The sequence below is a fragment of the Neoroseomonas lacus genome, from assembly GCF_014644535.1.
Lineage (GTDB): Bacteria > Pseudomonadota > Alphaproteobacteria > Acetobacterales > Acetobacteraceae > Neoroseomonas > Neoroseomonas lacus.
The window spans coordinates 1-12,448 of the sequence record NZ_BMKW01000018.1; the positions used below are offsets into that span (position 1 = coordinate 1).

Sequence of the window (12,448 nt, forward strand, 5' to 3'; positions counted from 1 at the left end):
CATCGGTGGTCGAAAGCAGCCGACGCATCACGGCCGAGCCGATAAAGCCGAGGCCGCCTGTCAGAAGAAGGGTCATGCTGGGTCGGCTCCGCTCGCCGGAAATATCATTGTCATACCGAAGTTACGCAAGGAAGACGGCAGCATCTAGACGGATCCCTGCCGGGCCGCCCGGCCACGCCAATGCCCGGGCAGTAGGGCGAGGAAGCGCCAGGGCCACAGCGCATCCGCCGCGAGGCCGGCCCGCGCGGTGGCGAAGGCCGCCCCGATCGACCCCTGCCGGACCTGGACCAGGACGCGGTACCCCGTCGCCCAACCATACCAGCGCCGATAAGCCGGCCGCGCCGGCGATCCGGGGGGCAATTCCATCAGGCGCGTCCGCGCCGTGTCCAACAGGTGGCGCGACAGCTTGTCCCGCAGGTCGCCGGCGGCGAAGGTCAGTGACCCGGCGTGGGAACGGTAGCGGATGACCGTTGCGCCGATGCTGGCGAGGCGCGGCCGCAGCAGCACCAGGCGCAGCCAGAAATCCTTGTCGGCCGAGAGCGGGAAGCGGTCGTCGAACAGGCCGAGCCGATCGATCAGGGCGCGCCGGTAGAAAGCGGCGTTCATGGTGGTGATGCCGCCGATCACATTGGCCTCGGACAACGCATTGGCGGTGCCGGACAGGCGCTTCTGCACCACCTCGCGTCCATCCTGCTCGGCGAAGAATTCGGCGGCGCCGAGCACCATCTCGACCGAGGGGTCGGCGAAGGCCGTCTCCGCCGCGGCGAAGGCGCCGGGGGCGTAGAGGTCGTCGCTGTTCAGCAGGCCGATGACCTCGCCGCGCGCCGCCCGTAATCCCTTGTTGATGGCGTCGTAGAGGTTGCGGTCGGTCTCGCGGATCACGGTCAGATGCGGGTAGCGCGCCAGCACCTCGGCGGTGCCGTCAGTCGACCCGCCATCGATGATGATGTGTTCGACGGCAGGCTGGCCCTGCGCCAGCACGCTTTCGATCGCCGCGCCGATCGTCGCCGCGCGGTTGAGGCAGGGGGTGACGATCGACAGGCGCGGGGCGGTCATCGGCCCAGCACGCCACGCAGGCGGCGCAGGGCCGCGCCGAAGATCAGCGATTCCACCGCGCGGCCGAGCGCCGGGGAGAGCCGGTCGCAGGCGCCGATCAGGCCGATCGCCAGCCGTGCCGGGAGGGCGGCGCCGTGCTGCGTTTCGGCCGCCGCGGCGGCGTCGTCCAGCGCGGCGAGGACCTGCGCGCCGGCGCCGGCGCCGGCGACCTCGCCAACCATGCGGTACCAGGCGCGGCGCTGCGCCGGCCAATCCTCCGGCAGGTTGCGCCTGGCCAGGACGGCATCGACATCATGGATGACGATGCCCGCCGCCCGTGCCCGCAGCATCAGGGTGGCGAGCTGCTGGGCGGTTTGGGGCGGCGTCGCCTCCAGCCGGCGCAGCGCGCCGTCATGGATCAGCGTTGCTTCCGGCACGCCGAGGCCGCGCGGGCCCGTCGGGCCGACATCGCCGGCGAGCAGCCGGGCCCAGGCGGCGTCGAAGGCGCCGATGCGATGCAGGGTCTCGCCGCCTTGCGCGTCGCGGGCGAGGTGGTGGCCGCGGATGATCTGCGTCCCCGGCGGGGCTTCGGCGATGGCGCGGCGGATCGCCTCGTCGTCATGCCGGACGGCATCGGCGTCGTAGCGGTGCCAGCCTTCCGGCGCCGGGGCCGGGGCGGCGATGGCGGGGCCGCGGGCGGCAAGCTTCGCGGTCGGCGTGGTGATGAAGTCGAGAAGCGCGGGCAGGCCGGCCTGCCAGCGGGCGTGGCCACGCAGGATGGTTTCGCGCGCCTGGGCGCCGAGGTCGCGCGCCGCGGCGAAATCGAGCGGCTCGCGCCAGCCGGGGCCATACAGGAGGCCGTTGCGGCCATGGGAGAGGTATTCGTTCATTGTCGGCGCATCGCGGGCGACGACGCACAGGCCGCGCGCCATGGCTTCGAGGAAGGCCATGCCGATGCCCTCCAGCGGGCGCGGCGCGAAGAAGACATTGGCGCCGGTCAGCGCCGTCGCGAAGGTGCCGCCATCCGCCGACCAATCGCTGCGGACGAGTTGGCCGATATGCGCCGGCGCGGCGGCAGGGAAGGGCGCCTCGTGGCCCGGGTCGGGCGCGTCGTGAATGGCCAGGGAGGCGAAGGGCGTGCCCCGGGTCAGGGCGAAGGCCGATTCGGGCGGGATGTCGCGGCGGCGGTACCAAAGGAAGCCGCGCAGCGTGTCGAAATCCGTGACCGGTGCGACCGAGGCCGGGTCGGGGAAATACTGCACGTGGGTGTGGACGGGCGCGCGGCGCATCACCTCGCCGCGCAGCGCCCAGGAGAAGCACAGGATTTTCGCCGCGTTGAAGGACGGCTTCCAGGTGAAGGCGCCGCCGCGCCACATCGCGTCATACATCGGCGCGAAGGTGACGTTGGGGTGGCGGCCGGAGAGCAGCGCGAAGGCTTCGTGCAGCTGCCAGATCACGATGGCGTCGTATTGGGCTTCGTTGAAATCCGGCGCGGCGCGGCGCACGGCAGCGACATCGGCCTCGGCGAAGAAGGTATCGACGGTGGCGTGGCGTTCGAGCAGGTCGAGCAGGAAGCGGCTCGACCCGGTCTTGGCGTGATAGCCCAGGCCGAAGAAGGCAACGCGCATACTTAGTCTCCGCCGGGCCCCCGTCAGGTGCGCAGCGCGGGCTGCTCGAGGAACCAGCGATAGGTGGCCTCGAGCCCTTCGCGGAAGCCGATGCGTGCCTGCCAGCCGAGTGCCGCGATGCGCGAGACATCCATGCGCTTGAGCATGGTGCCGTCGGGCTTGGAGGTATCCCAGTCGATGCGGCCCTTGAAGCCGGTGACGCGGGCGATCTCGGTGGCCAATTCCTTGATGGTGATGTCCGAACCGGTGCCGATGTTCAGGTGGCCCTCGCCGGAATAGCTGCGCAGCAGGAAGCCGCAGGCCTCGGCGACGTCGTCGACATGCATGAATTCGCGGCGCGGCGCCCCACTGCCCCAGCAGGTGACGACCTCGGCACCCTCGCGCGCGGCGTTGTGGAAGCGTTGCATCAGGGCGGGGATGACGTGGCTGCGCTCGGGGTGGAAATAGTCCCCCGGCCCGTACAAGTTGCACGGCATGGCCGAGATGTAGTCGCGCCTGTACTGCCGGCGATAGGCCTGGCACAGCTTGATGCCGGCGATCTTGGCGATGGCGTACCACTCGTTGGTCTTTTCGAGCGGGCCGGTCAGCAGGGCGTCCTCGTTGATCGGGTTCGCCGCCTCGCGCGGGTAGATGCAGGAGGAACCGAGGAACAAGGCGCGGTTCACATCATTGCGGTGGGCTGCCTCGATGAGGTTCGCCTCGATCATCAGGTTTTCGTAGAGGAATTCGGCCGGGTAGGTGTCGTTGGCGAGAATGCCGCCGACCTTGGCCGCGGCGACCACCATGGCATCGGGCTTGGCCTTCGCCATGAAGGCCTCGACCTCCGCCTGACGGCGCAGGTCGACCGTGGCGCGGTCGGAGGTGATGATCTCGGCACCCTGCTGCGCCAAGTGGCGGGCGCAGGCCGCGCCGACCATGCCGCGATGGCCCGCGACATAGATGCGCGCGCCGCGCAGCGGGAAGATCTCGGCCGCCGGTGCGGGCTGGGTGTCAGGCATTGGTTGTCAGCTCGGCGATGTCGGCGGCGACCATTTCGGCGGCGAGTTCGGGCAGCTTGACGGTGTGCGACCAGCCAAGGACGCGCTTCGCCTTGGCTGGGTTGCCGATCAGCAGGTCGACCTCGGTCGGACGGAAATAGGCGGGGTCGACGCGCACCAGCTCGCGGCCGGTGGCCTTGCAGACGCCGACCTCGTTCACGCCGACGCCACGCCATTCGAGGGCGATGCCGGCCTCGGCGAAGGCCAGGTCGCAGAAATGGCGGACCGTGTAGGTCTCCCCGGTGGCGAGCACGTAGTCATCGGCGACGTCCTGCTGGAGCATGCGCCACATGCCCTCGACGAAGTCGCGTGCATGGCCCCAGTCGCGCCGCGCATCGAGGTTGCCGAGCCACAGCGTTTCCTGCCTACCCGTGCTGATCGCCGCCACCGCGCGGGTGATCTTGCGGGTGACGAAGGTCTCGCCGCGGCGCGGGCTTTCGTGGTTGAACAGCACGCCGTTCGAGGCATGCAGGCCGTAGGCCTCGCGGTAGTTCACCACGATCCAGTAGCCATAGAGCTTGGCGGCGGCATAGGGGCTGCGCGGGTAGAAGGGCGTGGTTTCGTCCTGCGGGACGGCCTGGACCTTACCGTAGAGTTCGGAGGTGGACGCCTGGTAGAAGCGCGCGGTCTTCTCCATGCCGAGGATACGGATGGCCTCGAGCAGGCGCAGCGTGCCGAGAGCGTCGGAATTGGCGGTGTATTCCGGCGTCTCGAAGGACACGGCGACGTGGCTCTGCGCGCCGAGATTGTAGATCTCGGTGGGCTGCACCTGGGACATCACGCGGATCAGGTTGGTGGCGTCGGTCAGGTCGCCGTAATGCAGCCGGAAGCTCGCGCCCGGCACGTGGCGGTCATGATACAGATGGTCGACGCGGCCGGTGTTGAAGGAGGAGGAACGGCGCTTGATGCCGTGCACCTCGTACCCCTTCTCGAGCAGCAGTTCCGCGAGGTAGGAGCCGTCCTGGCCGGTGATGCCAGTGACGAGGGCGACCTTGCGACGATCCGACATCATCTTCCTTCCGTGGTCGGCAGGCCAGCCCAGCGCAGCGGGACAAGCCCAAAGGCGGGGTGTCTAGCAGCCGGGGGCGCCGTTCGGAAGGGCCGAGGGAGTGGCGGGCGGGCCCGGCGATGGTGGCGGTGGCCAGGCGCCTCCCAGCTGACCGCGGCGGCACTCGGCCGGGCCAATGGCGCTGCTCGGCCTCCATCGTGACCGACATGGCCTCGCGACGCGTCAGCCGCGCGGCCCTGGCCCGAGCAACCGGCGCTTCACGCCCCTGACGGCGCGCACAACCGATGCCGGCAGCACGGCGGCGACGCGCGCCTTCCACGGCAGGGCCGGCAACCGGGGCTGCCCGCCCGCCGCGCCGCCAGCCACCGCTTCGCGCAGCCCGGCGGCCTCGATCCGCGCGGCGAGCCAGGCCTGCTGCAGCATTTCGATCCGCCGGCGGTCCCATTCCGGGCTGCGGTACAGTGGTGAGGCGTTCTGGATGGCGAAGACTTCCGGCTGGCCCTTGGCCAGGTCGGAGGAGGCGCCGCCAAGCGCGAAGCGGGCCACCACGGCATCGATCTGTCGAACCCTGATGGCCGGATCCGATAGGACCTTGAGCCACCAATCGTAGTCGGCATGGCGGCGCCATTGCAGGTCGAACGGTCCGGTCCGGTCGAACACGGCGCGGCGCGCCAGTGTCGCCTGGTGGGGCAGGCAGCCGAGCACCATCTCCGCGGTCGCCTGGTCCGGCGGGGGCGGGACATGGCGATGCGTCACCGGCCCCATCTTTACCTCCAGCGAGCCGTAATAGACATCGCCCTCGGGCTGCCGGGCGATTGCGCGCATCGCGTCGCGCAGCGCGTCGGGGCCGGTGAAGACGTCATCCGCATTGAGGAAGATGAGGAAGTCGCCGCTCGAGCGCGCCACACCCTTGTTCATGGCGTCGTAGAGGCCGCGGTCGGGTTCGCTGACCACCACGGCGAGGCCCGCCCGGTGCCGTTCGATGATCGCGGCGGTGTCGTCGGTCGAGGCGCCGTCGATCAGGACATGCTCGACCCGCGGCCAGGTCTGGGCGGCGACGCTAGCCAGGCAGGCCTCGAGCGTGGCCGCGGCATTGCGGCACACGGTGATGACGCTGACCAACGGAGTGTTGTCCGGCGTGGCTGCCGTCTTGTCGTGCTGCGTTGCCATCAAACCCTCGGAATGCCGGCCGATGCCGCGAAAAGACGCGGTCCCGGTGCCGGTTTGAGAATGCGCCATGCCGTCAATGCCGACCTCCGGAACTGGCCCGCACACCTGCCGGGGCGGGGGCGGACCGGGGCCGCGGTTTTCAAGCGGGCTCTTAGACCCTCCGGGCGGCATGCCAAGACCAAAATTGGCCACGTGACTGAAGGCCAGACCGCCGCATCCGCGTCCCGCCATCCGAACAGGCGCGCATGCCATGATGTTCGGCCCGCCGAGCCGTCACCTGAGTTGACGCATAGGTCCCGCATGCCCTAGCTGCGCCGAGGGCTGGCACCCTCGCGCGCCCTTTCGGCGGGACCAAAGGCCGCGTCTGCAATCACCGGATGCCAGGATGTTTCATGCACCAAGCGACAATGGATAGCTCCGCGCCGGCATCGGCGGGCGACCGGGAGAGCCGCTGCGCGGAACTCCCCATCCATTTCTTCACCATCGTGCTCAATGGCGAACCATTCATCCGCTACCACGAGACGATGCTCGCGAAGCTGCCGTTCCGCTGGCACTGGCATGTGGTCGAGGGCGTCGCGGCGCTGCGCCACGATACCGCCTGGTCCACCGCGACCGGCGGGCGCGTATCGGACGACATCCATCGCGAGGGCCGCAGCAATGACGGCACCAGCGAATACCTCGACGACCTGGCGCGCCGCTTTCCCGGCCAGGTGACCATCTACCGCAAGCCGCCCGGCGAATTCTGGGATGGCAAGAAGGAGATGGTGAACGCGCCGCTGCCCAACATCGATGAGGAATGCCTGCTGTGGCAGGTGGACAATGACGAGTTGTGGACAGTGGACCAGGTGGTGGAGATGCGCCGCCTGTTCATCGCGGCGCCGGAGCGTGGCGCCGCCTATTACTGGTGCTGGTATTTCGTCGGGCCCGGCCAACTGATCAGCACGCGCTACAACTATGCCCAGAATCCGAGCCATGAATGGTTGCGCACCTGGCGCTTCCGGCCCGGCGACCATTGGGCCGCGCATGAACCGCCCACCCTGGTGCGTCCGCGCGCCGAAGGCGGCGAGCCGGTCAACATCGCTACGCTCGCGCCCTTCACGCATGACGAGACGGAAGCCCATGGCGCCGTCTTCCAGCACTTCGCCTATGTCACCGAGGCTCAGCTCGACTTCAAGGAGACCTATTACGGCTATGCCGGGGCGCGGGCGCGTTGGCACGCGCTGTTGGCGCAGAAGGGTTCGGGGTTCCTGGCCGACCATTTCGGCTGGGTGACCGACAGGACGATGTTCGACGATGCGACGGCGCATCGCGTCGAACCGATGGCCGCGGTCGATGCCGCCGGCGTGTGGCATTTCGCCGAGCCGACCGGCGTGAAGGATCGCGGTCCGTTGCCGGCCAGCCCACGCATCGTCATTGACGGCATCTATTGGCAGTACCTCGCTTCCGGCATTGGCCGCGTGTGGCAGAGCATCATCGAGGAATGGGTGCGGCAGGGCCTGGCCGATCACTTCGTCCTGCTCGACCGAGCCGGTACGGCGCCGCGCATCGCCGGTGTGCATTATCGCACCATCGCGTCGCATGATTACGGGCGCTGCGGTGCCGACAGCCTCTATCTCGAGCGCATCTGCCGCGACCTCGGGGCGGATCTCTTCGTCTCGACCTATTATTCGACGCCCACCGCGACACCGTCCTTCTTCTTTGGCCACGACATGATCCCGGAGGCGACCGGCCTCGACCTGTCCGATGAGGGCTGGCAGGAAAAGGCCCGCGCCATCCGCCATGCCGCACGGCATCTCATGGTGTCGCGCCATTCGGCGCGCGACCTGGCGCGTTTCCATGCAGCGGTGGCGGAGGAGGATGTGGCGATCGCCTACAACGGCTTGTCGCCGGCCTTCTCCCCGCCCACGCCGACGGAGTTGGACGCGGCACGCCAGGCGCTCGGAATCGCCCGGCCCTATCTGCTGATGGTGGGCGACCGCAATGGCGCGGGCGGCTACAAGAACGGCATCCTCGCCTTCCGCGCCGCCGAGCTCGCCGCACAACGCGGCGAGGTCTTCGAGATGATCTGCGTCGGTGGCCTGGAGGATATCGAGCCGGACTATCGCGCCGCCGCGCCCTCGGTGCCGATGCGCCGGATCAAGGTGGACGATGCCGCGCTGCGGCTGCTGTATGGCGGCGCGCAGGCGCTGCTGTATCCCTCGCGCTACGAGGGCTTCGGCATGCCGGTGCTGGAGGCCATGGCCTGTGGCTGCCCGGTGGTGACCTGCGCCAATTCCTCCCTCATCGAGGTGGGCGGCACCGCGGCGATCTTCGTCGACCCCGACAACGCGAAGGGCGCCGCGGATGCCATCCTGTCCCTGGCCGATCCTGCCGTCCGTGCCGCGCGCGTCGCCGCCGGCATCGCCCAGGCCGCTCGATTCACCATCGCCGCGCAGGCGCGTGACACGTTGGCCGCCCTGCGCGCCACGATCGACGACCTGGCCGCCGGCCGGCGACCGATGCCGGGGAATGGCTGGCAGGAATTCCGCCGCTACCAGGCCGGCATCCAGGATTGGCTGCAGCGGCGGCCGGATCTCGCCATCGAGGCATTGTCGAGTGTCGGCGCCGCACACAGCGCCCATGCGGCACCGGCCATGCGCTCGGGCGAATTGCTGCGGGCTCTGGCCCAGATCGATGCCATGAAAAAGAGCCCGTTCTGGCGGCTGCGCGGGCTTGTGCTGAGGCTGTTGCGCGGCACCGGCATGGGCCATCGCGGCTGAACGGCTGGTCGCGCGCATGCCAGCCCCGCGCCATGGCATCGATGCCCGGCGGCCGTGCCGGCGGGGGGGGAAGGATGCGGTTGCTGCTTTGGTATTGGGGGCGCCGCGGCGGCGGGGCGCAACAGACCTTGGCCCTCGCCAGGGCCTTGGCGCGGCGCGACGATGCCACGGTGGCGCTGTCGCTGTCGGCCCAATGCGAGTTGCTGTCGGAAATCCGCTCGACCGGCCTGGCGGTCGATGCCGTGCCGACCTATCGCTCGGCGGCCGGTTTCGCGGCCGGCTTCCTGCGCGTGCCCATGCTTGCCGGGCGGTTGCGCCGCCAGGCGCAGGCGTTCCGCGCCGATGCCGTGGTTTCGGTGATGACGCATCTGTGGACGCCGCTGGTCGCGCCGGGGCTGCAGCGGGCCGGGCTGCGCTTCGTGCCGATGGTGCATGATGCCGAACCGCATCCGGGCGATCCGGGCCTGCTGTGGGAATGGCGGCTGACGCGGGAACTGGATGCGGCGGAATCCGCGATTGCCTTCTCCGACAGCGTGGCTGCGGGGATTAATCGGCGGCGGCCGGCGTTGCAGGTGCATCGGCTGTCGCTGGGGGCGCTGTTGACGCCGGGCGGGCCGGTCGCTGCGCCGGATCGAGCTGCGGATGCGCCTTACTTCGTCAATCTGGGGCGCATGCGCGCTTATAAGGGGCTCGACCTACTGCGGGACGCCTGGCGGCTGTTCCAGCCACGTTTCCCCAAGGCTCGGCTCCTCGTGGCGGGGGAGGGTGACGCGGAGGCCCTGGCACCCGGCCTGACGGCCCTGCCCGGGGTCGAGGTGCGGTCGCGCTGGCTCGGCGAGGCGGATATGGCGCGGCTGGTCGCCGGGGCGGATGCCGTGATGCTGCCCTATCGCGAGGCGAGCCAGAGCGGGGTGGCGCCGCTCGCGCATGGTTTCGGGGTGCCGGTGGTGGCCACGCCGGTCGGCGGCCTGACCGAACAAGTGCGCGACGGGGTCGATGGCGTGCTGGCCCGCGCGGTGACCGCCGAGGCGCTGGCCGAGGCGATGGCCCAGCTCTGCGATCCGGGCCGCCGTGCCGCCCTGGCCGAAGGGGCGCGCGAGACGGGGCGGCGGCTCAATGACTGGGACGGGATGGCCGGTCAATTGCTCCAGGCGTTGGAACGCCCGGCGTCCTGAACCAGACACCGCACAGGTGGGACCGCCCGATCGGGCGACGATGCTCGCCAGGACAATGATCCGGCGAACCGCGACGGGCTGGCCTGGCGACGATGCCGGGCCGACTGGCCAGGGGCGTCGAGGGCGGCGCGACGGACCGGCGCCGGCCTGGATTCTACAGCCCCGCCTCGGCGAGAACTTGTTCGACCGGCCCGTCCGCCAGGATCCGCCCGCCTTCCAGGCGAATCGCGCGGGTGCACCATTTCCGCACGACGCCCATATCGTGGGTGGCGATCATCAGGATCTCGGCACCTGTCACCAGGCGGGTCAGCCGTTCCTCGGCCTTCTTCATGAAATCCGCATCGCCGGCGAGGAACCATTCGTCCATCAGCAGGATGTCGGGCGTCATCGCGGTGGCCATGGCGAAGGCGAGGCGGACATTCATGCCGGCGGAATAGCCGCGGATCGGCATGTCCAGGAAGTCGCCCAGCCCGGCGAAACCGGCGACCTCCTCGGCCAGGGCGCGGCCCTGCGCCTCGGTCATGCCGCGGAACAGCGCGCGCAGGATGACGTTCTCGCGCCCGGTCAGCAGGGCGTCCATGCCGGCGGCGGGGTCGATCAGCGAACCGATCGCCCCTTCCACCCGCAGCCGGCCGGCGACCGGTTCGTAGACCCCGGCGATGGTGCGCAGCAGGGTGGTCTTGCCGGCGCCGTTGGGGCCAACCAAGGCGACGCGTTCGCCCCGGCCGATGGTGAAGGTCAGGTCGCGGAGGGCGGCGACGACGATGCGGTTGTCCTCGTCCTTCTTCAGCCGCAGGCCGGAGGAGGCGAGGATGCGCTGCTTCAGCGAGCGCGCATTGTGGTGATAGAGCGGGAACTCGATCGCAAGCTCCGCGGCTTCGATACCGGCCATGCTGATCAGACCCAGAAGGCGATGCGTCCGCGGAACCGGACGAAGAAGGCCCAGGAGATCGCCGTCAGGATGGCGGTCCAGAAGAAGGCGGCGATCCAGACCACGATGCCGCCGGTGGTGCCCATGATGGGCGCGCGGATCGCTTCCATGAGGGCGAAGACCGGGTTGATCGGCAGGTAGGGTTCCCACCAGCCGAGCATGTCGGGCTTCCAAATCACGGCCGAGACGAAGAAGGCCACCTGCATCAGCGAACCCACGATGGGCGGGATGTCGCGGAAGCGGGCGCAGATCATGCCGAGGAAGATGGAGGAGGCGAATCCGCACACCGCCATCAGCACGAAGCCCGGGATGGCGAGAAACGCCGTCCAGTGCGGCGCGACGCCGAAGATGTAGAAGATCACCGCGACGAGCGGCAGGTTGTGCGCTGCGATGATGGCATTGCGCATGACCACGCGCAGCGCGTGGACGGTGTAGGGCAGCGGCATCTGCCGGATCACGCCTTCCGCCCCGGTCAGGCAGCCCGTGGCGTCCGTGATCGTCTGGTTGAGCGTGTTCCACACGATCAGGCTGACCGTCAGCCACGGCAGGTAGGCCGACACGTCGATGCGGAACAGCTTGGCGTAGAGGAAGCCCATCGCGCCGAGCATGATCGCGGTGGACAGCGTCAGCCACAGTGGCCCGAGGATCGACCCGCGATACCGGTGCGTAATGTCGCTGCGGGCTAGCGCCCAGGCGAGGCGCCAGCGGGCCAGGCCACCTTCCAGGTCCTCCAACGCAATTTCCCTGCGGCGCGGATGGGCGGCGTCGAAGGCATGGACTGGGATGGTGGCATGCGACATTTGCGCGGCCTTCTACACCGTGTCCCGCCGCGCAGGAAGGGCAGCCGGGCCGAAGGGGCGTGCCCTTTCGGCCGGTGCCGGTTACTTGCCGCCGCGCGCGTCGATCGGCCCGCCACCATAGGGCGCGCCATAGCCGGCATTGTAGCCGACCGGCCCGCCGGCCCCGGCGCGCGACAGCCGGACGCGGTCGGTCTGCGTCATGATCACCCGCTCGCCCACGGCGAGGTTGAGCTCGTTGGTCTGGATCACCGAGCGGGTCTGGCCATTGTCGTCGCGGATGATGAATTCCATGGCATTGCCGCTGGTGACGCCTTCCTCGATGGCGCCGCCAGCGAGGCCACCGGCCAGCGCGCCGATCACCCCACCCACCGTGCGGGCGCGCCAGTCGCCGCCGATGGTGCTGCCGACCAGCCCGCCCGCGACGGCGCCCGCCCCGACGCCGACGCCCGAGCGGGTACCCTGCACCGAAACCGGCCGCATGCCGACGATGGTGCCGGAAGAGACATAGCCCGAAGAGCCGAGCGCCCCGCGGCTCACCGACGAATTGCCTTCCGGTGCGCAGGCCCCGAGGCCGGCCCCGAGGGCGAGCAGGACGGCCAGCGGGGCGAGGCGGCGGAGTTCAAACATTCTACAACTCTCCAGGCTGTTGGCGGGCGGCACCGCCCCTATCATCACGCGAGTTGCCTCGCTCTGGCCACAGTAAGGTGATTGCGTCCAGCCCTGGGGCAGACGGCCAGGCTGGACACACCACATGCTGCGATGCGTCCACAATGCTTGACCGGGTGCCCGGCGCTGGCCTACGCAACGTTTCAGCGTATTGCACTTTGCACTCGAACGCCCGCGAGCGGGTGTGCCCGGAGGGGCCGGAGGGGGATTCCGGACCTTCACCACAACGGGCATGCCT

At 69.6% G+C, this 12,448-nt stretch carries 10 protein-coding genes; 2 read left to right on the plus strand and 8 right to left on the minus strand.

Annotated elements, in window-relative coordinates:
* Positions 1-144: 144 nt before the first annotated feature.
* The 5 genes from IEY36_RS26755 to IEY36_RS26775 form a co-directional block, all read right to left on the minus strand.
* A complete protein-coding gene (locus tag IEY36_RS26755; protein WP_188972735.1) occupies positions 145-1,056 on the minus strand; it encodes a glycosyltransferase in 912 nt (303 codons plus the stop codon).
* Positions 1,053-2,663, minus strand: coding sequence for a glycosyltransferase family 4 protein (locus IEY36_RS26760; RefSeq protein WP_188972737.1), 1,611 nt, complete (start codon positions 2,661-2,663; stop codon positions 1,053-1,055). The genes IEY36_RS26755 and IEY36_RS26760 overlap by 4 nt, the downstream gene beginning before the upstream one ends.
* Before the next feature lie 23 nt (positions 2,664-2,686).
* Positions 2,687-3,661 carry a GDP-L-fucose synthase family protein gene (locus IEY36_RS26765; protein WP_272873144.1) on the minus strand — a complete coding sequence of 325 codons (975 nt, stop codon included), beginning with the start codon at positions 3,659-3,661 and terminating at the stop codon, positions 2,687-2,689.
* The gene (gene gmd, locus IEY36_RS26770; RefSeq protein ID WP_456307063.1) at positions 3,654-4,712 is read right to left on the minus strand and encodes a GDP-mannose 4,6-dehydratase; all 1,059 of its coding nucleotides are present in this window, start codon (positions 4,710-4,712) and stop codon (positions 3,654-3,656) included. Before gmd ends, IEY36_RS26765 begins: the two co-directional genes overlap by 8 nt.
* A gap of 219 nt (positions 4,713-4,931) precedes the next feature.
* Positions 4,932-5,879, minus strand: coding sequence for a glycosyltransferase family 2 protein (locus tag IEY36_RS26775; protein WP_188972738.1), 948 nt, complete (start codon positions 5,877-5,879; stop codon positions 4,932-4,934).
* A gap of 392 nt (positions 5,880-6,271) precedes the next feature.
* On the opposite strand from IEY36_RS26775, the gene IEY36_RS26780 reads away from it, so the two are divergent.
* Together IEY36_RS26780 and IEY36_RS26785 are read left to right on the plus strand one after the other, a co-directional pair.
* Positions 6,272-8,638 (plus strand): glycosyltransferase family 4 protein, encoded by a 2,367-nt coding sequence (locus IEY36_RS26780; RefSeq protein WP_188972740.1) that lies wholly within the window; start codon positions 6,272-6,274, stop codon positions 8,636-8,638.
* A gap of 74 nt (positions 8,639-8,712) precedes the next feature.
* Positions 8,713-9,813, plus strand: a complete 1,101-nt coding sequence (locus IEY36_RS26785; protein WP_188972742.1) for a glycosyltransferase family 4 protein — start codon at positions 8,713-8,715, stop codon at positions 9,811-9,813.
* Between the two features lie 154 nt (positions 9,814-9,967).
* Here the strand turns inward: IEY36_RS26785 and IEY36_RS26790 are convergent, their stop codons facing one another.
* The 3 genes from IEY36_RS26790 to IEY36_RS26800 all read right to left on the minus strand — a co-directional run bounded on the left by IEY36_RS26790 (position 9,968) and on the right by IEY36_RS26800 (position 12,171).
* A complete protein-coding gene (locus tag IEY36_RS26790) occupies positions 9,968-10,705 on the minus strand; it encodes an ABC transporter ATP-binding protein (protein WP_188972744.1) in 738 nt (245 codons plus the stop codon).
* Positions 10,706-10,710: 5 nt separating this feature from the next.
* Positions 10,711-11,544, minus strand: coding sequence for an ABC transporter permease (locus IEY36_RS26795; protein WP_188972746.1), 834 nt, complete (start codon positions 11,542-11,544; stop codon positions 10,711-10,713).
* Between the two features lie 81 nt (positions 11,545-11,625).
* A complete protein-coding gene (locus IEY36_RS26800; protein WP_188972748.1) occupies positions 11,626-12,171 on the minus strand; it encodes a glycine zipper 2TM domain-containing protein in 546 nt (181 codons plus the stop codon).
* Between the last annotated feature and the right edge of the window lie 277 nt (positions 12,172-12,448).